The 25,420-nt window shown below is 65.0% G+C and carries 25 protein-coding genes and 1 tRNA gene; 11 read left to right on the top strand and 15 right to left on the bottom strand.

Annotated elements, in window-relative coordinates; genetic code table 11:
• Window positions 1-22: 22 nt before the first annotated feature.
• A complete protein-coding gene (locus tag ACT53K_RS03225) occupies window positions 23-2,221 on the bottom strand; it encodes a TonB-dependent receptor (RefSeq protein ID WP_476227087.1) in 2,199 nt (732 codons plus the stop codon).
• Between the two features lie 156 nt (window positions 2,222-2,377).
• On the opposite strand from ACT53K_RS03225, the gene ACT53K_RS03220 reads away from it, so the two are divergent.
• Window positions 2,378-3,733 carry a sensor histidine kinase gene (locus ACT53K_RS03220; protein WP_476227086.1) on the top strand — a complete coding sequence of 452 codons (1,356 nt, stop codon included), beginning with the start codon at window positions 2,378-2,380 and terminating at the stop codon, window positions 3,731-3,733.
• Window positions 3,730-4,344 (top strand): response regulator, encoded by a 615-nt coding sequence (locus ACT53K_RS03215; protein WP_476227085.1) that lies wholly within the window; start codon window positions 3,730-3,732, stop codon window positions 4,342-4,344. Before ACT53K_RS03220 ends, ACT53K_RS03215 begins: the two co-directional genes overlap by 4 nt.
• Before the next feature lie 49 nt (window positions 4,345-4,393).
• Here the strand turns inward: ACT53K_RS03215 and ACT53K_RS03210 are convergent, their stop codons facing one another.
• The gene (locus ACT53K_RS03210) at window positions 4,394-4,993 is read right to left on the bottom strand and encodes a histidine phosphatase family protein (RefSeq protein ID WP_476227084.1); all 600 of its coding nucleotides are present in this window, start codon (window positions 4,991-4,993) and stop codon (window positions 4,394-4,396) included.
• A gap of 681 nt (window positions 4,994-5,674) precedes the next feature.
• On the opposite strand from ACT53K_RS03210, the gene ACT53K_RS03205 reads away from it, so the two are divergent.
• Window positions 5,675-6,295, top strand: coding sequence for an HWE histidine kinase domain-containing protein (locus ACT53K_RS03205; RefSeq protein WP_476227083.1), 621 nt, complete (start codon window positions 5,675-5,677; stop codon window positions 6,293-6,295).
• Between the two features lie 53 nt (window positions 6,296-6,348).
• A complete protein-coding gene (locus ACT53K_RS03200; RefSeq protein ID WP_476227082.1) occupies window positions 6,349-7,071 on the top strand; it encodes a Crp/Fnr family transcriptional regulator in 723 nt (240 codons plus the stop codon).
• Between the two features lie 40 nt (window positions 7,072-7,111).
• Here ACT53K_RS03200 and ACT53K_RS03195 read toward each other — a convergent pair whose 3' ends face one another.
• From ACT53K_RS03195 to ACT53K_RS03185, 3 genes are read right to left on the bottom strand one after another with little or no spacing between them, the layout of a single operon-like run.
• Window positions 7,112-8,491, bottom strand: coding sequence for an efflux transporter outer membrane subunit (locus ACT53K_RS03195; RefSeq protein ID WP_476227081.1), 1,380 nt, complete (start codon window positions 8,489-8,491; stop codon window positions 7,112-7,114).
• The gene (locus ACT53K_RS03190) at window positions 8,488-9,660 is read right to left on the bottom strand and encodes an HlyD family secretion protein (protein WP_476227080.1); all 1,173 of its coding nucleotides are present in this window, start codon (window positions 9,658-9,660) and stop codon (window positions 8,488-8,490) included. The genes ACT53K_RS03195 and ACT53K_RS03190 overlap by 4 nt, the downstream gene beginning before the upstream one ends.
• Window positions 9,657-11,318 carry an MFS transporter gene (locus ACT53K_RS03185; protein ID WP_476227079.1) on the bottom strand — a complete coding sequence of 554 codons (1,662 nt, stop codon included), beginning with the start codon at window positions 11,316-11,318 and terminating at the stop codon, window positions 9,657-9,659. The genes ACT53K_RS03190 and ACT53K_RS03185 overlap by 4 nt, the downstream gene beginning before the upstream one ends.
• Before the next feature lie 565 nt (window positions 11,319-11,883).
• Between ACT53K_RS03185 and ACT53K_RS03180 the strand changes: the two genes are divergently transcribed.
• Window positions 11,884-12,378 carry a Ros/MucR family transcriptional regulator gene (locus ACT53K_RS03180; protein WP_476227078.1) on the top strand — a complete coding sequence of 165 codons (495 nt, stop codon included), beginning with the start codon at window positions 11,884-11,886 and terminating at the stop codon, window positions 12,376-12,378.
• A gap of 36 nt (window positions 12,379-12,414) precedes the next feature.
• Here the strand turns inward: ACT53K_RS03180 and ACT53K_RS03175 are convergent, their stop codons facing one another.
• On the bottom strand, window positions 12,415-13,416 hold the full coding sequence (locus ACT53K_RS03175; RefSeq protein WP_476227077.1) for a phosphatase PAP2 family protein: 1,002 nt from the start codon (window positions 13,414-13,416) through the stop codon (window positions 12,415-12,417).
• A gap of 237 nt (window positions 13,417-13,653) precedes the next feature.
• Window positions 13,654-13,932, bottom strand: coding sequence for a metal/formaldehyde-sensitive transcriptional repressor (locus tag ACT53K_RS03170; RefSeq protein ID WP_476227076.1), 279 nt, complete (start codon window positions 13,930-13,932; stop codon window positions 13,654-13,656).
• Between the two features lie 263 nt (window positions 13,933-14,195).
• On the opposite strand from ACT53K_RS03170, the gene ACT53K_RS03165 reads away from it, so the two are divergent.
• The 5 genes from ACT53K_RS03165 (at window position 14,196) to ACT53K_RS03145 (ending at window position 19,755) form a co-directional block, all read left to right on the top strand.
• Window positions 14,196-15,539, top strand: a complete 1,344-nt coding sequence (locus tag ACT53K_RS03165; protein WP_476227075.1) for a carbohydrate porin — start codon at window positions 14,196-14,198, stop codon at window positions 15,537-15,539.
• Between the two features lie 320 nt (window positions 15,540-15,859).
• The gene (locus tag ACT53K_RS03160) at window positions 15,860-16,696 is read left to right on the top strand and encodes an SGNH/GDSL hydrolase family protein (RefSeq protein ID WP_476227074.1); all 837 of its coding nucleotides are present in this window, start codon (window positions 15,860-15,862) and stop codon (window positions 16,694-16,696) included.
• Window positions 16,693-17,982: a GDSL-type esterase/lipase family protein gene (locus ACT53K_RS03155; protein WP_476227073.1), complete on the top strand. Its 1,290-nt coding sequence runs from the start codon at window positions 16,693-16,695 to the stop codon at window positions 17,980-17,982. Before ACT53K_RS03160 ends, ACT53K_RS03155 begins: the two co-directional genes overlap by 4 nt.
• Window positions 17,983-17,987: 5 nt before the next feature.
• Window positions 17,988-19,391 (top strand): MBOAT family O-acyltransferase, encoded by a 1,404-nt coding sequence (locus ACT53K_RS03150; RefSeq protein ID WP_476227072.1) that lies wholly within the window; start codon window positions 17,988-17,990, stop codon window positions 19,389-19,391.
• 10 nt (window positions 19,392-19,401) lie between these two features.
• Window positions 19,402-19,755 (top strand): hypothetical protein, encoded by a 354-nt coding sequence (locus ACT53K_RS03145; protein ID WP_476227071.1) that lies wholly within the window; start codon window positions 19,402-19,404, stop codon window positions 19,753-19,755.
• A gap of 7 nt (window positions 19,756-19,762) precedes the next feature.
• Here ACT53K_RS03145 and ACT53K_RS03140 read toward each other — a convergent pair whose 3' ends face one another.
• From ACT53K_RS03140 to ACT53K_RS03130, 3 genes are all read right to left on the bottom strand, one after another.
• On the bottom strand, window positions 19,763-20,095 hold the full coding sequence (locus ACT53K_RS03140) for a cell wall hydrolase (protein ID WP_476227070.1): 333 nt from the start codon (window positions 20,093-20,095) through the stop codon (window positions 19,763-19,765).
• A gap of 506 nt (window positions 20,096-20,601) precedes the next feature.
• A tRNA-Gln gene (locus ACT53K_RS03135) sits at window positions 20,602-20,676 on the bottom strand.
• Between the two features lie 23 nt (window positions 20,677-20,699).
• The gene (locus ACT53K_RS03130) at window positions 20,700-21,797 is read right to left on the bottom strand and encodes a branched-chain amino acid aminotransferase (RefSeq protein WP_476227069.1); all 1,098 of its coding nucleotides are present in this window, start codon (window positions 21,795-21,797) and stop codon (window positions 20,700-20,702) included.
• A 71-nt stretch (window positions 21,798-21,868) separates the two neighbouring features.
• Between ACT53K_RS03130 and ACT53K_RS03125 the strand changes: the two genes are divergently transcribed.
• Complete coding sequence (locus tag ACT53K_RS03125; RefSeq protein ID WP_476227068.1) at window positions 21,869-22,354, top strand: MarR family transcriptional regulator; 486 nt, start codon at window positions 21,869-21,871, stop codon at window positions 22,352-22,354.
• A gap of 14 nt (window positions 22,355-22,368) precedes the next feature.
• Here ACT53K_RS03125 and ACT53K_RS03120 read toward each other — a convergent pair whose 3' ends face one another.
• The 5 genes from ACT53K_RS03120 to ACT53K_RS03100 form a co-directional block, all read right to left on the bottom strand.
• Complete coding sequence (locus ACT53K_RS03120; protein ID WP_476227067.1) at window positions 22,369-22,986, bottom strand: hemerythrin domain-containing protein; 618 nt, start codon at window positions 22,984-22,986, stop codon at window positions 22,369-22,371.
• A 66-nt stretch (window positions 22,987-23,052) separates the two neighbouring features.
• Entirely contained in the window at window positions 23,053-23,859 is an 807-nt protein-coding gene (gene proC / locus ACT53K_RS03115) for a pyrroline-5-carboxylate reductase (protein WP_476227066.1), read from the bottom strand.
• 9 nt (window positions 23,860-23,868) lie between these two features.
• Window positions 23,869-24,372, bottom strand: coding sequence for a type III secretion system chaperone family protein (locus ACT53K_RS03110; protein WP_476227280.1), 504 nt, complete (start codon window positions 24,370-24,372; stop codon window positions 23,869-23,871).
• Between the two features lie 118 nt (window positions 24,373-24,490).
• Entirely contained in the window at window positions 24,491-24,757 is a 267-nt protein-coding gene (locus ACT53K_RS03105; protein ID WP_476227065.1) for an accessory factor UbiK family protein, read from the bottom strand.
• A 21-nt stretch (window positions 24,758-24,778) separates the two neighbouring features.
• Window positions 24,779-25,336, bottom strand: a complete 558-nt coding sequence (locus ACT53K_RS03100) for a TspO/MBR family protein (RefSeq protein ID WP_476227064.1) — start codon at window positions 25,334-25,336, stop codon at window positions 24,779-24,781.
• Between the last annotated feature and the right edge of the window lie 84 nt (window positions 25,337-25,420).

Here is a 25,420-nt window from a genome sequence, read left to right as displayed (position 1 = left end):
ATCACCGCCCCACGAACAGCAATCAGAAGGTCTTGCTGACTCCCACGAAGAAGCCGCGCCGCGCCCCGTAAGAGGGCGCGCCGACGCCGACGCCCGTTCCGTCGCGGATTTCATAGACATGGTCGAACAGGTTCTGGACGTCGACGTGCACATCGAAGCCGCTGTCGCCGAACTTGTGGCCCGCCGAGAGGTTGAACGTCACATAGGTCGGCAGCGCGGCCCCGTTGGGGATGCCCGATCCATCCGGCAGCGTGAGGTCGCGGCGCAGGCCCGAACCCAGGATCATGCTCGCCGAAACGCGCGAACCCGCCAGCGCACCGCCGCGCCAGTTGTACGAGGCGCCCGCCGATCCCGACCAGGTCTGGTCGTGGTCGAGGTAGATATAGTGGTTGGCGATATAGGCGAGATCCGCCGCCTGGAAGTTATACTCGTTCGAGACGATGTTGATGCCCTGCGCCTTTTGATAGGCGATGTTGCCATAGGCGGTGAAACCGCCCCGGGCATAGTTGAGCGTCAGCTCGGTGCCGACAATACGGCCGCGGGCATAGTTGAACGGCGACAGGATGATCGGCGCACCGAACTGGCCTTCGTCAACCAGATGCGTCGAGCGGCGCAGATAGCCGTCGAGCCCGAAGGTGAAGGCGCCGATCTTCTGCTGGAACCCGGCATCCCAATAGTTTTCGCGCTGGGCATAGGTGGTGTCGTTGGTCCGCACATTGGGCGATGCGGTGGTGTTGAACACCTGCGCCAGGTTGCTGTTGGCGATCAGCTCGAACGGCGCCGGCGCGAAATAGCGGGCATAGCCGGCGTGGAAGGTGAAGCCGGCATTGGGCGTCCACACCATGTTGACGCGCGGCGACAGCTGGCGCTCGTCGCGCGGGCCGTCATTCTCGTCAAAGCGCGCGCCATAGTTGAGCACCAGCTTCGGCGTCAGGTGCCATTCGTCCTGCAGATAGACGCTGTAGGTGCGCTGGGTGATGGTGATCGCGAAGGGCAGCGACACCGGCTGCGCATTGGCAAGGATGCTGCCCTGCTGCCAGCCGGCATTGGGATTTGTGGGATCGAAGGTATCGCCCGTGGTCGGGAAGACATTGGTGTTGGTGGCGCTCTTCGACCGGTCGTTCTCGAACAGGATACCGCCGCGCAGCGTGTGGCTGTCCGACAGCCTGTAGGCGCTGTCGAACTGGAAGCCGAAGGTCGTGTCCTTCTTGTTCGCATATTGCGCCTGGCCGTTGAACAGCAGTTCACCGGTATAGTCGGGCCGGTAGGTCAGCGTCGCGACGCGACCGAAGGCGGATGCCTGGAACGAGAAATCGCCGGCCGTATGCAACCAGGAAAGCGCGCCGAAGCCAAAGGTCTGGAGCTGGCGCTCGTTCAGCTGTTCGCTGGGATAGCTGGTGACGCCGTTGACAGAAACGGGGTTGCCATTCACGTCCGTCTGGCCGCCGGTCAGCCCGGTCGGGTTCGGGATCTGATAATATTGGTTGGTATAGCCGCCGGTCAGGGCGATACGATCGTTGGCGCCGAGGATGTGATCGACATAGCCGAAACCGTTGAACTGGTCGGTCTGGTCGTGCAGCGCGCTGCGGTTGCCGTTGACATTTTCGATGCCGAGATCGGAATGCTTATAGTCGCCCGAGGCGAACCAGCTCGTCGCGCCCGAACTGCCCGATAGCTGGATGCTCGGCTCGACCGTGCCGAAGCTGCCGCCATAGATGCTGACGGTGGTGCTGTCCTTCAGGCCCGACTTGGTCGTGATGTCGAGGATGCCGGCGGTGCGCAGGCCATATTGCGCGGGCAGCGTGCCGGTGACGAGGCTCATCTTGTCGACAAGGCGCGGCGACAGCATCTGGCCGAACACCGCGATGCTCTCGGGAATGATGACGCCGTTCAGCCGATACTGGACGCCATTATGCTCATCGCGCACATGGAACTGGCCGAACTGGTCCTGGCTGACGCCCGGCATCTGCAGGATGATGTCCTGGATCGGCTGATTATCGCTGCCGGGAAGATTCTGGATCGCCTGCTGGTCGATCGTGTAGGTCGACGCACCGAGGCTGGGCTTGATGCTTTCCCGCGCCTCGTCGAGCCGCTTCGCGGTGATGACGATGTCGTCAGCGGGCGCCGCGCTGGTCTGCGCCAGTGCTGCGGGGGCCTGGACGCAGGCAAACATGCCGGTCGAAGCCAGGAACCAGGAACGAAACGCCCGACGCGCGATCATATAACGCAACCCCTAAACTGCTCTGGATATTGGTCAGCATCGCACTAGCTGGCGTGTCCGGCAGGAACCATGGCCGGGCTTCCCTATTTTCCCGGGAAAAGTTCCCGATCGCCTATAGAGGACTTGTGGGTTGCGTGTTTGTGCTAGGGAGCCCTCATGTCGCTTCGCTTGCGGGTCATTCTGCTCGTCACGCTGGTCTGGGCGCTCAGCGTCACGCTGGGCGCGGTCCTCGTCGGCTATCAGGTGCGTCACGAACTCGCAGCCGAACTCGAAGCCGGGCTTGCCGGCGCGCGCCAGACGGCGGCGGGCGTGCTCGAGGACATTGCCCGCTCCGACCATCCGATGCGCGACTTGCATCAGCTGGTGCACACATTCGATGGCAATCGCCATGTGGCGATGACGCTGATTGCAACGGGCGGCCACCCGATCATGGCCTCGCAGCCCGAAACGGGCCCGGCACCGCCCGAATGGTTTAGCCGGCTGGTGGCGGAAAAGCCGCCGTCCGTGATCCTCCCCGTACCGATCAAGCACGATACGCCGCTTGCGCTGGCGCTCACGGCGACGCCCGCCCCCGATGTTCGCGCTTCCTGGGAAGAGGCATTCACGCTGGGCAAGGTGGTGACGGGCGTATCGGTGGTCGGCGGCCTGTTGATCTGGCTGGCGCTCGGTGCCGGTCTCCGCCCGCTGTCACAGCTCAGCAACCAGTTCGAAAATCTCGGCGCGGGCGACTATTCGGCGTCGGTCGCCGAAACCGGGCCACCCGAATTGCGCGTGCTGCAGCGCGGGTTCAACGCAATGACGGCACAGCTTGCGCTGACCATGCGGCGCAACCGCCAGTTGGGCGAACAGCTCGCACAGTTGCAGGAGGAAGAGCGCGCCGAAATCGCCCGCGACCTGCACGACGAAATCGGGCCGCGGCTTTTCGCGGTCAGCCTCGATGCCGCGTTGATCGCGCAGCTATGCGAAGCCGGGCGCGCAGCCGATGCCGTGCCCCGCGCCCACGAGATTCGCGAGGCCGTCGCCTATATGCAGGGCCAGGTACGCGATCTGCTCGGCTGGCTGCGCCCTGCCTCCGTTACCGAATTCGGGCTGCGGGCAGCGATCGAGAATCTCGTCGCCTTCTGGGCGGCGCGGCGCGGCGACATCCTGTTCGAGACGGTACTGCCGCCTGGGATGATCTGCGAAACCGCGGCCGAGGTGGCGTACCGCATCGTGCAGGAGGCGCTGAGCAACGCCGTTCGCCACGCCAACCCCAAGCGGATCGCCATTACCATCACGCGCGAAGCGGGCGACATTCTGGCCGTGCGGATCGAGAATGACGGCTTTGCGTTCGCCGCCGGCGCGGCAACCGCGTCGAGCGGATTTGGACTGATCGGCATGCGTGAGCGTGTCGCGCAGCTTGGCGGCACGCTACAATATGGGTCTGAAGGCAGCGGCTGGGCGGTCGCCGCCCGCCTGCCCTGCACGTGCGCCCCAGAACCCACATCGGAGGACGCCGGAGCGTCGCAATGAACATCCTTCTGGTCGACGATCATGCCATTGTCCGCGCCGGGCTCAGCCGCATGCTGGCGATGATTCCCGGCACCCGCATTTTCGAGGCAGCCACAGGGCGCGAGAGCCTTGCCTGCGCCCGGTCCGAAAAGCTCGACCTGATCGTGCTCGACCTAAACCTCCCCGAGCTGGGCGGAATCGAGCTGGTCGCCCGGCTGCGCCAGATCGGCACGGTACCAATCCTCGTCCTGTCGATGCACGACCAGCCGCTCTACGTGACGCGCGCGCTCAATGCGGGCGCGCAAGGCTATATCAGCAAGAACGCGGCGCCGGACGAACTGCTCGTCGCCATCCGCAAGGTCGCGGCGGGCGGACGCTATGTCGAACAGGACATTGCCCAGGCGCTAGCCACCCAGTCGTTCACACCGGCTGCGACGCTCGATACGCTGGCGCCGCGTGACCTGGAGATATTGCGGCAACTGGCGGCGGGGCGGAGTCTCAGCGAGATCGCCGACATTTTAGGCCTAGGTTACAAGACGATCGCCAACAACTGCAGCCTCATCAAGAGCAAGCTGGGAGTGGTGCGCACCGCCGACCTGCTGCGGATCGCCGTGGAGGCCGGGCTCTCCTGAAGCCAGGGGCTCAGCGCCTCGATCCCAGCGCCCGGGCCGGCAATGTTTCTCATTCGGCCACCTCGTTGAGCTTGAGCAGGCGCCCCCCCCAGTTGCCGACCAGCAAGGTGCTGACCGATCCGGGGTCGACATCGAAGGCAAGCAACCGGTCCAACCCGAGCCCCAGATAATGGGCAATGACGCCACGGATGACGTCACAGTGGCTGACGCAGAGCAAGGTGCCCTGCCATCCGCGGCGCGCGAGCCCATCGATATGGGCCACCGCACGCACAGTCACCTCCGCCATGCTTTCACCACCGGGAGGTCGGGCAGTGGCGCGGAGGCGGTTCCACTGCACCCAGTCAGGATCACCCTCGAGCTGCGAAAGACTGCGCCCGGTCCAAGTACCGAAATCGATCTCGTCCAGAGCGGCGACCGTCTGGACGCTGAGCCCGATACGTTCGGCGATGATCTGCGCCGTCTCTCTCGCTCGCTGCCGGGGGCTGCTGTGGATCGCTGCGATCGGCCCGTCCCGCCCGAAGCGCTTTGCCAGCCGTTTCGCCTGCGCCCACCCCTCCACGGTGAGCGGCGCATCGTCGGAGCGACCGCTCAGGCGCTGCGCGACGTCGCCATGTGCGCCATGGCGGACCAGATGCACCCGCGCGGTCATCCTGACCGGCCTCTATCGAAAAGCCTCACCATAGATGCCGAGGAAACAGCGAACTCGGCAGATAAGTTCCAAATAACTTAAATCATATTCTTCAATTCAACAATGCACGGATCCACCATATTTCATAAATTCGTGATGATTTCGGAGAAATACACCCCTATTCAGTATAAAAATAAAATTTTTACTCAATAGAAAATATCAATTTATAACGCAGATATTAATAGAAATATAGAACGAGTTTAGCAGGCAAGCCCCAATACCGGCGTCGGGGGTTCGTATGCCGGATTTGCGGGCGGCGTAGCACGGCTGGCGCGCGGGCGCTGCATAGGGTTCGAGAGCGGCGCCCAGATACAGTTATCGCGGGGCCAGTATCAGGGCGAAGATGGCGCGCTGATCACGACCACCGAGCGCGGCGGAAGGAATCCGTAAGACGGGAACTTATGACGCTCCCAGCCCCGTATTTTCCGTTTCCGTATTTCTCCTCTGCATCAACCCTGTCCCTTTTGCCGTAGTTTCCTCTGAAATCGCAATGCGTAAGCTTTGGCGCCGCGTTTCTGTTCTGTTGCATGTCCGGGCGGACGCAGTGCGGGCAGATCGACTGACCAGTACAGAAGGACGAGGCAGAGAATGGAGCAAAATGGCCGGTCTGCCTCGGCACCCCCCGCCCCGCTGCAGGAGGATATGCAGGATAATGCCCCGTATCCTCCGTCGACGCGGCATCAGATTCGCGAAAGCAATCAGGCGCTGCTCGCCACTGTAAGGACGGTGTTCGCGCGTACCATGGCCGCCGGCGGATCGATCGGGGACATTACCGACCATTTCTTCGGGCGGCTCGATGCGCTGACTCGCCATTTCTCGCATTATGCGGCTGATTCCAATGGCGGGTTCGATCTGGAACAGCTTGTCTGCGAGGAACTGCGCACCTTTCGCTTCGGCGATGATCCGCGCATAGCCCTTTGCGGAGCCGAATTGCGCGTGACTGCCCAGGCGGCGCAATGGCTGGGGCTGGCACTGCACGAACTCGTCACCAACTCCATCAAGTTCGGCACGCTGGGAGAAGAGCGCAGTTGCGGCCAGGTACAGATCAGCTGGACAACCGATGACGAAGGCGGGCTATCGCTCGACTGGCACGAAACGGGCGTGGCGGTGGTCGTGCCCGCCCCGCTCCGCTATGGCTTCGGGCGAAGCCTTATAGAAGATATATTGCCGCAACAGTTAGGCGCGACGAACCAGCTGGCCATCAAGCCTGGCAGGATCGATTGCCTGATCCGCCTCCCTGGAATCCATCTGGCCCGATATTAGGCTATTGCAGCGACTGTCAGGCAACCTTTTGCCTGGTCATTGCTTCAGGATAAGTGACCGCCATCCGCGCCCCATCGTCGCTGTTTCAAGCGATTACCGCGCGCCTGGGAAAACTGGCTGATCTCAGCGAGTACGACGCAGGCGCGATTCGCGACGCCTCGCTCAACCCACAGCGCCTGTTGCCACTGCGGGATCTGGTCGTGCAGGGGCGGCGCGCCCCCGCACCGTTCTTGTTGTTGGAGGGCTGGCTGGGCCGCATACGCCTGTTCAGTGACGGGCGGCGCCAGATTCTGGGTTTCTACGTGCCCGGCGACGTGGTCGGCACAACCACACAGCCCGGCTCGGCCGCCCCCAGCACGATCACGGCACTGACCGAAACGCTGCTCTGCCCCGCCCCCCCTGCGCCGGTTGGTAGCAATCTTGCGGCCGCCTATGCCAAGAGCGCTGCATTCGATGAACTATTTCTGCTCCGTCAGATCGCCCGGCTGGGCCGAATGAGCGCCTATGAGCGGATGCTCGACTGGCTGCTGGAAATCCATGAACGACTGTCGCTTGCCGGCCTTGCCGGCCCGGACAGCTTCGCAATGCCACTAACCCAGGAAGTGCTGTCGGACGCACTGGGGCTTACCAGTGTCCATATCAACCGCACCTTGCAGGCGATGCGACGTGACGGCGTGATCGAGCTGCGCAACGGCGTGGTACGGCTTATCGCCGAGCGGATAGTCGAGCACCGCAATACAGCATTGGGCACGGCGCGACATCTCGTCCGTACCTAGCGCTTCATTTCCGTGCGGCTTCCGACACCTGCCGGCGACGTCAGCCGCCCGCACCGACTCCCGGCCAGCCGCCCCCCATTGCCTGATATAGCGCCACCAGCGCCGTAAGCTGATCTGCCTGCGCCTGGGCAAGGCTCTGCTCGACCGCGAACAGCGTTCGCTGCGCGTCGAGTTGCTCCAGATAGGTGGTATAGCCGGCGCGATAGCGATTGGTCGCATGACGCAGCGTTTCCGCCGCCGCCGCCCGCTGCGCCTCCAGATGCACGCGCTGCACACGGAGCCGGTCCACGGCGGACAGCGCATCCTCCACTTCGCGGAAGGCCGTCAGCACTGTGCGACGATAGGCGAATGCCGCTTGGTCGCGGCGCGCCGTTGCGGTCTCGACACCGGCACGCAGCCGGCCGCCTTCGAAGAGGGGCGCAAGCACGCTGGCGCCCACCGACCACAAGGTCACCGGGTTGGCGAGAATATCGGCAGTGACGACGCCCGCGGACCCTGCGAGCTGAATGGTCGGCAGGAAGCGCGCACGCGATGCCGCCAATGTCCCGTCCGTGGCTGCCAGACTATATTCGGCCTGCGCGATGTCCGGCCGCCTGCGCAGCAGGTCCGAAGGCAGGCCCGCAGGTACCGGCGGCGGCTGCAACGCATCCAGCGCACTGCCACGGGCGATGCTGCCCGGCGCCTCGCCCGCCAGCAGGCTCAGTGCATGTTCCTGCCGCGCAATGGCCAGCTCGATCTGGGGGAGCAGTTGCGCCGCCGCCTCATACTCGCCCTCGGCCTGGCGCAGCTCCAGCTGCGAGGTATAGCCCGCCTGCGCCCGCGACCGGGCAAGCCGCAGCGCCTCCGCGCGTGAAGCGATCGTCGCGCGGGTCAGCGCCGCACGCGCATCGAGCCCACGCAGCGTGATATAACCGCTCGCGGTTGCCGCCGCGACCGACAGGCGAGCGGCATCGCGCGAAGCCTCGGCCGACAGGGTGCCGGCCCGCGCAGCCTCGATCTGATTGTCGGCGCGACCGAACAGGTCAAGTTCATAGCTAGTCTGAAAAACCGGCTGGACCGCAGTGGCATTCACGCCGGTGCCGAACGCGCTTAGCGTCCGCGAACGCCCGACCTGCCCTTCAAGGTCCAGCGTGGGGAACAGCTGCGCGCGCGCCAATCGCTCCTGCGCCCGCGCCTCGCGCACCCGCGCCGCCGCGATCGGGATGTCGGGATTGTTCGCCAGCGCCCGCTCGACCAGCGCAGTCAGCGCCGGATCGCCGAAGCGCTGCCACCAGCCCTGTTCGATTGCCGCCTCGCCGGGCAATTGCGTGCGCCAGGCAAGCGGCGGCGTGACCGCTGCCTCCGCCGGGCGGGCGGTCTTTGGCGGCACACCACAGCCGGCCAGAAGCAGCAGCGGCGATGCCGCAATCGCCGCCTTCACCGCCGCGCCTCCGGACGCGGGCCGCCACGGGTATCGACCTTCGCTTCAACAGACATGCCGGGCCGGAGGCGTGCGATCAACGGATCGTCCGGGGCGATCGCGATCCGTACCGAGATGCGCTGCGCCACCTTGACGAAATTGCCCGTGGCATTGTCGGACCGGATCACGGTGAATTCATTGCCTGCGGCGGGTGCCAGTTGCTCCACCCAGCCCTTCAGGCGCGCGCCGCCTAACGCATCGACGCGGATCGTTGCGGGCTGACCGGGCGCCATATGCGCCGTCTGCGCTTCCTTGAAATTGGCAATCACCCACACGCTCGGCGGCACAAGGAAGGTTAGTTGCGTGCCGGCCGTCACATATTGGCCCAGCCGCACGCCCACTTCGCCCAGCCGGCCGTCGCTGGGCGCGCGGATGATGGTGTTGTCGAGATCGATTTCCGCGAGCCGCAACGCCGCCTGCGCATTGGCCACGGCAGCCTCCTGCCCGCCGCGGCCGACCTGCACGGTCCGCACCTGCTCGCGCGCCACGGCCTGCTGCGCCTGGGCCTGGCCGACGGCCGCCTCGGCCTGGCGGAGCGCCGCCAGCGTCTGGTCGCGTTCGCGCAGCGACACCGACCCCTCGGCCACCAGATCATTGACCCGGCGCATATCGGCGCGGGCGCGGGCAAGCTGCGCCCGCGCGCTGAGCAATGCCGCCGACTGACCCCGCACGCCCGCTTCGCTCGACCGTCGGCTCTGCTGGACATTGGCCAGGCTCGCCTGCTGCGCGGCCAGGTTCGCGCGGGCCTGTTCGACACGCTGGCGGTAGATGCGGTCATCGATGCGTGCGAGCACCTGCCCCGCCTTCACCTGCTCATAATCGCGGACCAGCACCTGCGTGACATAACCGTTCACCTGCGGCGCGATGATTGTCGTGCGACCGCGCACATAGGCATTGTCGGTCGACTGCAAATCACCGCCGAACGGCGGCAGCCCCCAGGAATAGAGCACCAGCAACACGCCCAGCACCAGAATGGCGAGAAACCCGAAGATCGCCCGCATGCTGCCGCGTGGAGGCGCCCAGCCGCGCGGGGGCGTTGCCGCATTCGCTCCCGGATCATTGGGCGTCGGCGTCTCGAGCGGCTCGCTCAGGCGTTCACGCTGCGAAGGCGGCGGAGCAGTATCGTTCATGATTGCGGTCTCATCCGTTGCAGGGCGGCCAGATCTTCGGCGAAGGGGTCGACGCCACGAATCTTCAGGCGAATCCAGCGCCCCCCCAGCCACGACACCATCAGCAGCGACAGCACCGCGACCAGCAGGAACACGTCATTATAGGCGAGGATATTGGCCTCGCGCGTGACCTGCTGCGCCAGAAGCACGCCGCCTTCAGCCTGGCGCAGCGCAGGGTCTCCCAACACCCGGCCATAGGCGCCGCCCAGCGCCTGTATCCGCCCCGTAACGAGCGGATCGACCGGCACCAGCGCCTGGGTGAGGGCAAAGGAATGATATTTCTCGCGCACGATCTGAAAACTGCCGAGCAGGGCCGCCCCTGCCAGCCCGCCGACCGTCTGGCTGATGGAAAACAGCGCGGAAAAGCTGATAATGTGGCTGAACCCCTTGGCCAGCGCCCGCACCACCCCCGCCATGACGATAGGCCCGAACGAATAGAGCGAAGCAAAGGCGATCAGCGCCTGGCTGACATAGAGTTGTTCCGGCCGGGTGAGATTGGTGGTGTGCGAATCCATCCACGCCGCCGCGCCGATCAGCGCCGCGGAAATAATCCCCGGCATCAACAGATCGGTGGGCCGAACGGTGAGAACGCCCACCACCAGCCCGGCGGCCGAGGCGAGAAAGACGATGACGTTCAGCAGGATCATCTGGTCGTTCGTCATGCCCAGCACGGTCATGAGGCCGTAGACGCCGTAACTCTGTTCGGACAGGACGATCCGCAGCACGACCGCGATGGTGACGAAGCGCAGGATGTTGCGGCTGCGCATCCACCGGGTGTTGAGCAGCGGATTGGCGCGGTAATGCTCGACCAGCAGGCATCCGCCGATCAGCGGGATCGAAGCGGCCAATGCATAGCCCAGCCATTCGGTCGACCACCACACGATACGCCCCTGCACCAGCACCGCGCAGAGCAGCGCGACACCCGGTGCCAGCAGACCGATCGAAACGAAATCCAGCGGCTCCAGTGCATCCATCCGCTCGCTCGGCGGCAGGCGCAACAACGACACGGCGGCAAAACAAACCAGCGTCAGCCCTGCCTCGAACCGGAAGAGGTTTTCGACCTGCCCTTCATACAGCAGCACTGGTGTGACGATTCGTGCCAGGGGCGGCGCCAGCTGCGCCACACCAAAGCCCATCACCATTGCGCCCAGCCGTTTCGAGGCCGGCAGCGACTGCATCACATAATAAAGCGCGAGCGTGGTAAGGGCACTGCCCACCAGTCCGCTCGCGCCACGAACGATCAGCTCGGTCGCGAAATCGTGGATGAACATCTGCACGACCGTGAGCACGACATAGCTCAGCAGATAGACGCGCATGAACCGCTGCAGCCCGAAATGCTGGCGGAACCGGATCATCAGCGCGCTCATGCATACGCTGGTCATCGAAAAGATGGCCGTCAGCCAGCCGCCCTCGACCGGTGTGAGGCCCAACGCCCCCTGGATTTGCGGCAAGGCGGCGGTGAGCAAGGCGGTATTGAGACCACCGGTCAGGCCCAGTAAAATGCCGATGCCGAAATAGGCGAGGCGCCGTCTGGTGGGATGCGCAGGCGTGGCCGGCGAACCCGGAATGATCGATCGCTCACTTGGGGCGAATTGATAGTCGTCGCCGGTAGCGGCCACTAGCAAGCTCCTTATGCGACGCATGCAATTTGCCCCTATCAGGATAGATAGTGGTCAAACAGCGACAGTCCCGGATAATCGCGGGCCAACGCCGAACGCAAGTCAGTGATTGGCGCAGGTGAGTATTGCCACTTCGATCATTTGCTGCTGCAGCTCAAGCGCGGGCGGCGCGGGCATGATCCTGGCGACGGACAAAATGCCTGGCCTATTGGGCATTGGTCGGGCGCTTGTACCGCTCCAGCCTGGTACAAACTGGCTTTGCAAGTTTCCAGAACCAGACCCTTGAAAACCTCGGTTAATTAGTAGATAACTTATCAATGATCCTGGCAGCGGAGCGCGGGCGGTGCCTATCTATCCTTCCGCCATGCCATTCTGCGCACCCAGCCCTCAAAGTGCGACCGGCGAGTGCAAGAGATGCACGAAATAACCGCTTAAAGAATTTAAATTACCCGAAACGATATTTTCGATTACACGTTGGTTGCATCAACGATTACACTCCGCAAATAGACGCACGAGCGTAAGTAGGCTATTATTGCGTATATTTTGTTCGAGAAAGGCAGAAAAAATGATTGATGAGGGTATGGTGAGCCCGGTCGAGCTGGCAACCGAAGTGACAGTGGCTTGGCTTTCAAATCCCAATAACCGGGTCCATATGGACGATGTACCGGCCTTCATTCGCACGGTACATGCGACCTTGGCTGAACTGCTTGGCAGCGACGCGGGCGCGGCAGATCAACAAACGTCTCCGGAAAATACGGAAACTTTCACGCCGGCAGTCAGCGTACGCAAGTCACTTGCCTCGCGCGATTACATTCTCTCGATGATCGACGGCAAACCTTATCGCACGTTGCGGCGCCATCTGGCGGCGCATGGATTGACACCCGAAGCATATCGCGAGCGCTATAACTTGAAGGCGGACTATCCGATGGTGGCCGAAGGCTATTCGGAGCAGCGCAGCGCCCTGGCCAAGAGCCTGGGTCTGGGCCGCAAGCCTGCCAATGCCAATGCGGAAAGCGACGGCGAAGAAGGCGCAAAGCCGCGCCGGGCGCGCAACGGCTGATGCCGGGACGGCCGGGCCTTCGGGTCCGGCCGATGCTCAGGCGCGGTAAGGTGGCGGCGCGTCGCCGAACCGCGCGACCAGCACGGACGCGAGATACAGCGCGACCAGTGCCACGCCTGCGCCCATGATCAGGTCGATCAGATAGTGCGTGCCCTCTACGGGCGTAGCGAGAATCATCGCAGCGGTGATGCCGATCAGCGGCCAGCGCAGCGGACCGCAGCGCCAGGCAGCCGCGCAATAAAGAGTGGCCGAGGCGGCGTGGAAGCTCGGCGCCGATACCAGTCCGCGCAACTGGCCGAGATCGACAATCCGCGCACCATGGCTGCGCAGCGCCGGAATCAGCTCCGGCTGCCACAATTCGCTCACCGGCATATAGGGGATCGGCCCCTTCCACAGCAGCGCGAACGGGCCAATCGCAGCCATGCGGCTGAACAGCGCCAGCGTCAGCACCGCTGCAATCCAGAAGGCAGCGAGGAACCGGTGCGCCTCGCGCCGTTGGCCCGTGCAGGCGAACCAGCCGAGCAAAGCGGCGGGCGTCAGGAAAATGCTTTGATAGGCGGCCATGCCAAGCAGTTGCAGCGAGCGATGCTCCGCCACCAGCCGATACCAGGCCAGCCAGTCGAAATGCAGCGCCTCGTCGATCCGCTGCAACGTAGCGTCGGCATAGCCTTCACTCAGCGCCGCGACCGGATAGCTGGTGGTCGCGCCGATCAACGCGATCGCGATGAAAAGCATGTAATATTCGGTGCAGTCGGCAAGCGCGAGGCTCCAGCGCCGACCATCACGCGCACAGACGATGCGCAACAAGGGCGCCAGCATCAGCGCGCAATAATAGGGAATATTGCTCCGGCTGAACGGATCGATCGTCAACCCCACCGCCCATAGCAAGGCCGCGCAACTAATTACGCTGCCGATTACCACGCACCGGACGATCGCCGGGCCAAAACCGGTGCGGGCACTGGAACTGGCCTCCGAAGCTACAAAATCGGCCAGGTCGGGCGAAGTAGAGATGGCGAAGGAGGGTGCAGGGTCGATCAACGGCAAACTCACGGAACGTAGCGAGCAAATTCAGGCGCGCACGCTGCCGGGAAAACTGCCCGGCTATCCACCGCGAAATCAACAAAGCGGAAACGACAATTGCGCGCCATGCCGGAACCTAGCCCGAACCATGACGCCTGCATAGCCCATCCTGCGACAGGATGAGATGACCCATAATGTCAACATGTGTCCGATAGCGAAGCCATGTTTCACTAGCATGACTGCTGCCACGAAAATTCAGGTGAGATAGCTGTGCACGATCGCCACCAGTTCCTCCGCCGCCTGCGCGCGCGGATCGGCCGGCTCGGCAGCAGCATCGACCATATGTTCGCGAATATGGTCCTCGATCACTTCGGCGATAAAGCCGTTCAGCGCCCCGCGACAGGCAATCGCCTGTTGCAGCACCCGGGCGCATTCGGCATCGGCATCGACCGCACGCTCGACCGCCTCGATCTGCCCGCGCAGCCTTTTCAGACGGTTGAGCAGCTTCTGCTTTTCTTTTGCGACATGCCCCATGGACCGGCCTTCTTTCCGCTTGAAATGGATACCCCCCAGGGGTATGGGCCGCGCCGTCGTAACACGCAACCCCGATGAAAGAGTGATGCCGAGCCCATCCCCCTCCCATAGCGGCGAAGGAGACAGTCGAAGCGCGGCTTCGACTTCACACCACGCCCAAACCAACGCGGCCGGAAATCAGTCGTCGCACGGGGGATCGGAAGCGATCCGCTAGCGACGGAGATCAGGGCCGCGCCTATCGCCAGCCCTGAAGGAATTGACCGTTGCTCCACCTGTTCCGTCCGTTCGCATTCCCTGCCCTCGCCCTCGCCGCGCTGCCGGCGTACGCCCAGACAGATGCTGGCCCCGCCGATGCGCCCGCAGCGAGCGCCGGGCAAAAATGGGCCATCCACGCCCAGGCCACCTTCGTTGCGCAGGGCACCGGCGGCTTCGCATCGCCCTATAGCGGCACCAACAGCCTGGCACCCGATCAGGTGAAGGAAACCTTCGACGCCACGCTATATGCCGGCGTGCGCCCCTGGTCGGGCGCGGAATTGTGGATTAATCCCGAAGTCGACCAGGGCTTCGGCCTGTCGAATACGCTGGGTGCCGCCGGCTTCCCCAGCGCCGAAGCCTATAAGGTCGGCAAGTCGCACCCCTATGTGCGCCTGCAGCGCCTGTTCTTTCGCCAGACGATCGGGCTGGGCGGCGAGCAGGTGAAGGTCGACGCTGCCGCGAACCAGCTTGCCGGCACTACCCGGGCAGACCGGCTGGTGCTGACGCTTGGCAAGATCGGTGTCGGCGACATTTTCGACACCAACCGCTATGCCCATGATCCGCGCGGCGATTTCCTCAATTGGTCGGCGGTCGATGTCGGCAGCTTCGACTATGCCGCCGATGCCTGGGGCTATACCACCGGCGCTGCCGCCGAATGGTATCAGGGCGCGTGGACGCTGCGCGCCGGCGCGTTCAACCTTTCCCGGATTCCCAATGGCGAAACGCTGGAGCGCGATTTCAGCCAGTATCAGATCGACGTGGAAGTCGAGCATCGCCACCAGCTCGCCGGCCATCCGGGTGCGGTGCGCATCACGGCATTCCGCAACCGCGGCAAGTTCGGCCGGTTCGACGATGCGCTGGCGCTGGCTACCGCCACCGGCGCCACGCCGGACACCGCGCTGGTCCGCCGCCGGATGAGCCGGCTGGGCATGTCCGCAAATGCCGAGCAGGAAGTTACCGGCAGCTTCGGCCTGTTCGCCCGCGCCGGCTTTGCCGACGGGTCGGTCGAACCCTATGACTTCACGGACATTGACCGCACCGTGCAGCTGGGCGGCGCGCTGAAGGGGAAAGGCTGGGGACGCGCCGACGACACGATCGGCATCGCGGCGATCGTCAACGGCATTTCGAGCGTCCACCAGCGCTATCTCGATGCCGGCGGCACCGGCGTGCTGGTCGGCGACGGGCGCCTGCCCCACCCCGGCGACGAGCAGATCGCCGAAGTCTATTACAACTGGCAGCCGATGAAGGGCGTGCAGATCACGCTGGACTATCAGCACCTGACCAACCCCGGCTACAACCGCGACCGCGGCCCCGCCAACCTGTTCGCCATCCGCCTCCACGGCGGGTTCTGAACAAGCACGCCGAACTTCGCCGCGCAGAAGCTTTTCTGCGCATTCGCTCTCGACTTTCCACACGCAGGGTTCCAAATCGGGATGGTAGGAAGGCTGGTCGCGCCGGCGCCGACCATCCCGAAACAAGAAGTATGGAAGCGCGCCGCCCGTCGCACGGGATGCAGTGACGGTGCCGCTGCAACTCTGTAGCTGGAATGACGGAACCGAGCGTGAAACTGCTATTCCCCCAAGACGAAGCGGATGCACGAGGCGACGGCGGCGGCACATCTTCTCCCGCCGAGAAAGCAACCGGCCGCACCGTTGCTGCAAAAGCGGGGTTTGTGCTCGATCGCAGTGCGGTGCTGGTGGTGGGGTTCGTCGCCGGTATTGCCGTCGGCCTTTCCTTCGATCTCCATCGCTCGGCGCCGCCCACACCGCCGATCGCCACCGCTGCCCCGCTTGCAACCGCCACGCCCGCAATCGGCGAGCCGGTGCTCGATCCGCGCGCGGTGGCGCGGGTGGCACAGAGCGGGACGGTCCGCGTCGGGGTGTTTGGTGACAGCTTCGGCGTCGGCCTATGGGAAGCGCTCGACCATCAGCTACCGCGCGAGGCCGGATTTCAGGTGCTGCGCTTCGCCAAGGAAGCGACCGGCTTCACGCAATATAATCGCCTTAATCTGGAGGCGCGGGCGCGCGAACAGCTTGCGGCCGATCCGGTCGATGTCGCGGTGATCTGCTTCGGCGTGAATGACGCCGTTCCCTTTTACGATGCCGGCCACGAGCAGCCATTGCTCAGCGACGGCTGGAAGCGCGTGATCGGCGAGCGGATCGATCGCTTTGTGGCAACCGCGCGTTCGACCGGCGCCGCTGTCTATTGGGTCGGCCTCCCCGCCATGCGCGATCCGCAGCTCGATGCCTCCATCCAGGCGATGAACGCCTTTTATGCAGAGCATATGCGCCGGCTGAACGTACCCTTCATCGAAACGCGGGCAAGGTCGGTGGACGAACAGGGGCGCTATACCGCCTATATGCCGGACCCGAAGACCGGCGCGCGCCGGCTGATCCGGACCAATGACGGCGTGCACATGATCGGCATCGGCTATCAGCGCCTGACCGAAGGCCTTGCGACGCATATCGAGACGCTGGCGCAAAGACTCCGCAAGGCGGCCCAGCGATGATCCCGGCACTGTTCGCGGCGATGGCGTTGCAGGCGGCCGCGCCGGCGATCCCGTCAGACTGCACCCAGGCGCTGTGCGATAGCGACCGGCTCGCACCGGTTTTCGAGAAGCTGGCAACCGCCCGCAAAACGGGCCGCACCGTCCGCATCGTCCAGATCGGCGACAGCCATACCGCCGCCGATCAGGTTACGGGCAGCTGGCGTACGCTGCTGCAGGCGCGGTTCGGACGCGCCGGACGCGGCGTGCTGCCGCCCGGGCGCCCCTATGCCGGCTATCTGACGCGCGACATCACCGCCACGCAGTCGGGACCATGGACGACGAGCGGCATCTTCGGTGCCGCCTGGCGACCCGATGCCGGCATTCCAATCGGGCTAAGCAGCTACAGCCTGACCACCGCCCTGGCCGGTGCCGAAATGGGGCTGCGCGCCGATCGCCCCGACCAGAGCTTCGACCGCTTCACCGTTTGCGCACTTACCGGCCCGGGCGCAGGCGCCGTGGCCCTGTCGATCGGAAACGAGCAGCGCAACTGGTCGCTCGCCGCGCCGGTGCCGGGCAGCGACTGCACCACGGTCGCAACCCCGGTTGCCGCCACCAATGCGGGGCTGGTGGTAACGCAAGGACCGGTGACGATCACCTCCTGGTCGACCGAAGCCAGTCGTGCCGGCGGCGTGACGCTGTCGAACCTCGGCACCGTCGGCGCCCAGCTGATCCATTTCGACCGCACCGACGACCGCGTGGTGGCGCGCGAATTGCGCGAATATCGGCCGGACTTGATCGTGATCGCCTTCGGCACCAACGAGGCCTTCTACCCGCGCTTCACCGCCGCCGGCTATGATGCCCAGCTGCGCGCCAGCCTGTCCCGCATCCAGCGGCTGGCACCCGGCGTGCCGATCCTGATGATCGGCGCCCCGGATGCCTCGACCAAGCTGCCTTCGCTGCAGGTGAATGCCGAGGGCGTATCCCCGCCCTGCCCCGCCGCCGGCCCGGCCGACATGGCCGGTACATGGCGCCCCACCGCCGCGCTGGCGTCGGTACAGGCCATCCAGCGCCGGCGCGCCCATCAGCTCGGCATCGCCTATTGGGACTGGTCGATGCGGATGGGCGGACGGTGCACCGCCAATGACTGGGCGTCGCGCCAGCCGCCGATGATGCGCGGCGACCATGTGCATTTCACCACTGCTGGCGCCGCCGAGATTGCCCGCCGGCTGGAAGCGGATCTGGAAGCCGCCATGGCGCAGCCCGCCACCCGCACCTATGGCGCTTCCGCCCCGCAAATGATCCGTTGATCTGAATGCAATTTCCGACGCTGAGTTTCGCCCTGTTCTTCCTGTTCGTCTATGCCTTGGCATGGGCGCTGAACGGCGCGAACGAGTGGCGCAAGATCGCCCTGCTCATGGCGAGCTGGTTCTTCTATGGCGCATGGGACGGCCGGTTCGTGCTGCTGCTGTTCCTGTCGGCAAGCGGCAACTGGGCACTGGCGCGTGCCATCGCCGCTACCGCCGGCAGCGGACGCCAGCGCGGCCTCGTCGCGCTGGGCGTCGTGCTGAATCTGGGCGTGCTGGCCTATTTCAAATATGCGGGCTTCTTCCTCGAGCAGCTCGACGCGCTGCTGTTCAGCCTGGGCTTCGGGCGCGACGTACCGTTGATGCAGGTCTTCCTCCCAGTCGGTGTGTCATTCTTCACGTTCCAGGCGGTGTCCTATCTGGTCGACGTGCAGAAGGGGCGGATCGCGCCGGCCGGATGGCTGGACCTGACGCTGCTGATGTCGTTCTTCCCGCATCTGGTTGCCGGTCCCATCGTGCGCGGGTCCGACCTGCTGCCGCAGTTCCGCCGCGCGCCACGGCTCGAGCGCGGCGCCGTAGCGGCCGCGCTGCTGCTGATCCTGTGGGGCATGTTCAAGAAGACGGTGGTAGCGTCCGAACTGGCAACCGCCCTCGTCGACCCGGCTTTTCGCGATCCCGCCCACCATAGCAGCTTCGATCTGCTGTTCGGCGCCTATGGCTATGCGGTGCAGATCTATTGCGACTTTTCCGCCTATTCGGACATGGCGATCGGGCTGGCACTGCTGCTCGGCTATCGCTTCCCCCGCAATTTCGACCAGCCCTATCGCGCCGCCTCGCTGCAGGATTTCTGGCGCCGCTGGCATATCAGCCTGTCGAGCTGGCTGCGCGACTATCTCTACATTCCGCTGGGCGGCAGCCGGAAGGGACGGCTGCGCACCTATCTGAACCTGTTCCTCACCATGGTGCTGGGCGGGCTGTGGCACGGCGCGAACTGGACGTTCGTGCTCTGGGGCACCCTGCACGGCAGCTGGCTTGCCATCGAACGCGCGCTGGCTCGGCTGACGCGGGGCCGTGTGGCGATGCCGCGCTGGCTCGGCATTCTCATCACCTTCCATATCGTGGTGCTCGGCTGGATATTCTTTCGGGCACCAGGGCTAGACGAGGCGCTCGCATATCTGCGCGGGCTGGGCGCGGGGGATTGGCGCAATACGCTCGTCACGCCGCTTTCGCTGGCACTGGTGGCACTGGGACTGGCGATGCACGCGCTGCCGCAACGCGGGTTGCAGCAACTGGCCGAACGGTTGCGCGGCTGGCCGGCGCCGCTGGTCGGGGCGATGCTCGCGCTGGGGCTGCTGCTGGTCGGCGCGATGCAGCCGGAAGGCGTCGCCCCCTTCATCTATTACCAGTTCTGAGGAGATTTCCGTGACGGTCGGCGCAGAACGGGGCGAAATCGCCGAGGTGGGATCGCCGGTGGAGATTCCGCCGGCACCGATCGATCATCGCCACCCCTGGCGGTGGACGACGCTGAGCCTTGCGCTGGCCACGCTCCTGCTCGCGCTGGGCGACGGCCCCGCGATGGCCGAATGGGTCGACGATCTTCCCCCCGGCCCGGCCGTCTCCCTATTGCAGCCGCCAGTATCGGCCTGGGCCGGGTTCACCGGCCGCTGGGGGCTCGACATGCCGGCAAAGTGGCTGCGCAGCCAGTGGATGGCGGCGCGCAAGGCCCGGTTCGGGAACGAACAGCCCGGCGAGGCGGGGGCGTCGGACGCCCCCTGACCCCGGATCAGCGGTAGAAGACGTGTCCGCCCACCCGAGCGACGCGGGTGCGGTTGGGCATGTCGGAACCGACCGTATGGAAGAACAGCGCGCCGGGCACGACTTCTTCGCCTTCGCCCTTCAGCGTGGCGGTCGCGACCGCGACGGCGCCCTGCCAGCGATCGTCGCTGCGTTCGGGATGGTAGGAATCGACATCGAAGAACTGGCCCGGCTGCTTCACCACGGCGCAGGCGCTGCGGGCAAAGCGGCCATCCTCCATGCGGGTGCGGATCACCTGGGCAACGGCCATCTGCCCCTTGAGCGACTGGTTGCCGGCTTCATGAATGATGACCTTGGCCACGCAGGCGACGTCCCTGGGGTCCGGGCGATTGCGGTCAAGGGCAGACTCCGCCACCGGCGCTGACACCGCAGGTTGCGCCTCGACCGGTACATCCTGTCTGGGTGGAGCCACCGCAACCTTAAGGGGGCTCGCAGCCGATACTTTCATGCTCGTCGTTCCGCCGAGCGCAATCGGCAACAGACAAAGAACCACCGGGAGACGTTTGATCATTCCTGCTCATCTTCTGTGCGCGGGGGCGCCCTGCGCATCGAAGAAATGCAAGCAGGTAGAGACACGCCGGGTGACCCCCACGTCTCGCCTCCACGCACGACCGCGCCGCCAAGCGGCTCCGGACGACTTCGTGGCAGACTGAACGAGCGCGGGCCGGTAGCACCGATCGCCGCCCACGTCAAAAATGTCACCTGCAACCTGCGGCGGAAGCGCGCGATTACAGCGAATCAGGCTGCCCCACAAACCGGCCTCGCACACAGCAAGGTGGGACTATCGTGCTGGAATATGAAGGAAACTGGCTGGGGCGGGAGGATTCGAACCTCCGAATGACGGTACCAAAAACCGTTGCCTTACCACTTGGCGACGCCCCAACGGGAAGCGGGCTTATAGAGCCTTAGAGCAGACGTTCAAGCCAGCCGTGTGCATTCGGCAATTCGCCGCGCTGGATGCCGACCAGTTGCTCGCGCAGCCGGGTCGTGAGCAGGCCCGGGCCGCCATTGCCGATCTGGAACTCGAAGCCATTGCCGCGCACACCGCCGATCGGCGTAACCACCGCAGCGGTGCCGCAGGCAAAGGCCTCGCGCAGCCGGCCGCTCTGCGCATCCTCGCGCCACTGGTCGATCGAATAGCGTTCCTCGCGCACCGCAACACCCGCATCGCGCGCCAGGGTGAGCAGCGATTCGCGGGTGATGCCCGGCAGGATCGTGCCCGAGAGCGGCGGGGTCGCGACCGATCCGTCGTCGAATACGAAGAAGATATTCATGCCACCCAGCTCCTCGACATAGCGGTTCTCCACCGCGTCGAGGAACACCACCTGGTCGCAGCCCTGGCGAGTCGCCTCGGCCTGGGCGATCAGGCTGGCGGCGTAGTTGCCGCCGCACTTGGCCGCGCCCGTGCCGCCCGGCGCAGCGCGGGTGTAATGGTCCGACACCCACAGTGTCACCGACGGCGCGCCGCCCTTGAAATAGGCACCCGCCGGGGACGCGATGACGAGATAGAGATATTCGCTCGCCGGCTTCACGCCCAGGAAGGTCTCGCTGGCGAACATGAAGGGACGCAAATACAGCGAGGCACCCTCGCCTTCCGGAATCCAGTGGCGGTCGGCCTTCACCAGTTCGCGGATCGAAGCGAGGAACAGTTCCTCCGGCAGCGGCGCCATCGCCATCCGCTCGGCCGATTCGCGGAAACGGCGGGCATTCTCGCCCGGGCGGAACAGCGCCGCGCCGCCATCGGGCAAGCGATAGGCCTTCAGCCCTTCGAAAATCTCCTGCGCATAATGCAGCACGGCGCAGGCCGGATCGATCTGCAGCGGTGCATAGGGCTGGATGCGCGCATCGTGCCAGCCCTTGTCCGCGGAATAGCGGATCACCGCCATATGATCGGTAAATACCTTGCCGAAACCCGGATTGGCGAGGATCGCCGCGCGCTCGTCATGGCCGCGCGGGCTGGTGTGGGCCTCGAATTCAAAATCCAGGATCGTCGCGTCTTCCATCACTCGGGTCTTTCGGTCCGCAAGGTGCATCGGGTTGCGCAGGCCTAGGCCTGGTGGCAGAAACGGTCAACATGGCTGCCCCAATTCCTGCCTCTCCGCTGTTCCTGCGTGAGCCCGAAATACGTCGCGGTATCGAACTGCTCTATTTCGGCTATACCAATCTGACGCGGTCGATCGATGACGGGCTGGCCCGGCAGGGGCTTGGCCGCGCCCACCATCGCGCGCTCTATTTCATCGCCCGCAAGCCCGAACTCACCGTCAGCGAACTGCTGGGCCTGCTGGCGATCACCAAACAGTCGCTGGGCCGGGTGCTCGGCGAGTTGAGCGAGCGCGGGCTGGTGGAAACCCGCGCCGGCACCCGCGACCGCCGGCAAAGACTGCTGCGCCTGACGGATGCGGGAGCAAAGCTGGAAGCCGAGCTGTTCGACGCGCTGCGCGAAAAAATGGCCGGCGCCTATTCCAGCGCCGGCCAGGGAGCCGTGGGGGGGTTCTGGGCCGTGCTCGAAGGGCTGATGCCCGAGGATGAGCGCGGCAAGGTGGCTTTGCTGGGGCGTTGAAGCCCCGATGGGCGTCACGCCACCTTGAAGCCTTCCTTGTTCATCGCCAGCGTAAGCGCCTTGTTCTTTTCTTCGCTCAGCTGCGCGCGCAACCGGGGGAATAGTTCGTCCTCTTCCTCGCGGATATGCTTTTCCAGGTCGGCGCGGAACGCCCGGACCTTTTCCATCCACGCAGGCGAAGCGCTGGGCGTCGTCTCCAGCTCGTAAAGATATTGCTTCACATAGCCATGCTCGGTGTTGAGCGAGTCCGCGGCTTCCTTTTCGCCGATTTCGCGCAGCGCCGGGTAGATGACATTCTCTTCTTCGACCGCATGCTTGATCAGCGCATGTTTGATATGCGCGAGCAACATGTTGCGGCGGATCGTCGCCTTCTCGTCGGTCGCCTCGAGTGCGTCGAAGCTCTTCAGCACCAGCCGGTGCTCGGCAGCGAGTGCTTCATCCCAGTTGCCGGCCAGCGCGCTCGGCGCCTGCACGGCCGCCTTGCGGCCCAGCATGGCGAGCAGGCCCAGCGCCGCACCGCCCACCGCCGCACCGGCGATCACGCCAAAGCCGCTGCCGCCGGAGCTGCCGCCCGTCTTGTCGCCATTGGTCTTGAACCGGCCCTTGGTATCGCGTTCCGTGGTCGTCGCCATGTCCGTCTCCGTCGATCGGGTTCGGAATGCAGAACCGCCGGGCGCGGCGGGCGTTCCGCAGAAGCGTTATTTGCGGGCTTCGGCCGCCATTTCGGCATTGCGGCGGGCGGAGGCAGCCAGCGTTTCCGCCATCAGCCGCATCAGCGCATCGTCGCGATCGAGCACATTGAGCCCCTCGCGCGTCGAACCACCCGGGCTGGCGACCCGATCGGCAAGCACCGCGGGCGAGACATCGGCCTGCGCCGCCAGCAGCGCCGATCCTTCGACCGTGGCGACCGCCAGCCGCTGCGCCTGTCCGGCCGGCAGGCCTAGCGCGACGCCGGCGGCGGCCATCGCGTCGATGAAGCGATAGACAAAGCCCGGCCCGCATCCCGCCAGCGCCGTCACGCTGTCCAGCTGCGCCTCGCCCTCGATCCACTCGACCAACCCCAGCGGCTCCATCAGCCCCTGTGCTGCGCGACGCATCCGGGCGTCGTGGCTGGGCGTATGGAGCGCGACCACGCCCTTGCCGATCGCCACCGGCAGATTGGGCATCGCCCGCACCACCGTCTGCGCGCCGAACCGCGCCTCCAGCACCGCAACCTCGACACCCGCGAGCACAGACACGAGCAAGGGCACACCCGCAACCCGGGCACCAATCGCATCCGCCAGCGCATGGAGTTGCTGCGGCTTCACCGCCAGCACCAGCGTGCTGGGCGCCGTCAGCCCCTCCGGGCTCGCCACCAGCCGGACACCCGCCGGCACTTCCGGTGTGCCCCGATCGATTACGGTAATGTGGTTGGGGTCGATGCCGGCGCCGATCCAGCGGCGGAGCATCGCCCCGCCCATGTTACCGCAGCCGACCAGCCAGATGTTCGCAAGGGGGGCGTCCACGACCGAAACTCAGGCCTCGCCCTGGGTTTCGATCAGCGCCGCCGCCAGCGCTTCCGAAGGACTCTTGCCGCCCCACAGTACGAACTGGAAGACCGGGTAGAAGCGCTCGCACTCGTCGATGGCGCTTTCCACCAGCAATTCCGCCTGGGTCAGCGTCAGCGAAGCGCCTTCGTCGCCGTCGATCAGCGCCGCGTGACGGAACAGCAGGATGCCGCTCGACGACCAGAGCTCGAAATGGCCGATCCACAACTGCTCGTTGACCAGTCCGACCGTCTCGTAGAGCGACGCGCGCCGCTCGTCGGGCACGCGAATATCCGGGAACGCCAGAAACTGCAGCACGCCATCGTCTTCGCGCCAGATGGCGCGCAGCTCATAATGCGTCCAACTGCCCTTCAGCTTTGCGACGATTTCATCCTCGTCGCGCTCGAAGGTCCAGCCATGCGCAGCGAAATAGCTTTCGAGCATGTCGATCGGTGCCGCCGCGTCGCGATCGAAACCCGCCTCGTCGAGCATCAAGACCTCCGCACCGATGGACTGGCAAGACATGCTCCTGCCAATCGCGCAACGCGCTCACAAGCGCGACGTTCGAAGTCCGCTCGAAAAACTGTGGACAAGCAGCGCGTTCCCGCCGTCACGCATCGCCCTTGGTGGCGCCGCCCAGCTTGGCTTCCAGCGCATCCAGCCGCGCCTTCAGCGCATCGGCCTCGTCGCGCGCTGCCGCTGCCATCGCCTTCACGGCCTCGAACTCGTCACGGCTGACGAAATCCAGCCCACCGATCCATTCGCGCGCACGTTCGCGGGCGGCGGATTCGGTTTCGCGGGCCACACCGGCCAGGGTGCCGGCGGCGCCGTTCACCATCTTCACCAGATCGTCGAACAGGCGGTTATCGGTCTGCATGGGAATTTCACTCACTCGTTTTCAGCGGATCTCGATCTGGTCATTCGCGCGGCCCGGCGCAATCCCTTCCGCGTCGGGATTCAGGACATGCACCTGATATAGCAGCGCCGTGGCAAAGCCCACCCACAACAGATAGGGCAGCAGCAACAGCCCCGCGCCGATGCGAATCCGCCAGAAGACCAGCAGGGTCGCCAGCACCAGCACGAAGAGCACGGCAATCACGCCCAGCGCAGCCACGACCTGATGAAAGCCGAAGAACAGCGGCGTCCAGGTGAGATTGACCGCGAGCTGCACGAAGAACAGCAGGATCGCAGCCCCCCGGCCGCGTGCGCCGCGGGCATGCAGCACCATCGCCAGCGCCAGGCCCATCAGGATGTAGAGAATCGTCCAGACAATCGGGAAAGCAATATTCGGCGGCATGATCGCCGGCTTCTGCAACTGGACGAACCAGGGATTGTCCGGCCCGGACGGCACAAATCTCGCAGAGGCAAGCCCCAGCAGCAGCACGAACGGCACCGTCACCACCGCCCAACGCATAAAGGCCAGCCGCAACTGGCCCTTGGACGCAATCTCGCTCACCCCCCGATGCTCCTTTTGATCACCGCAACCGAAGCCTCCGGCTCGCCCTTTCGGCGCCCCGCCCTTGCATCGACTGCGGCGCGG

Source organism: Sphingomonas sp. DMC8 (assembly GCF_056314185.1).
The sequence above is the reverse complement of the archived record's forward strand: the minus strand, read 5'-3'. Positions and strand labels throughout refer to the sequence as shown.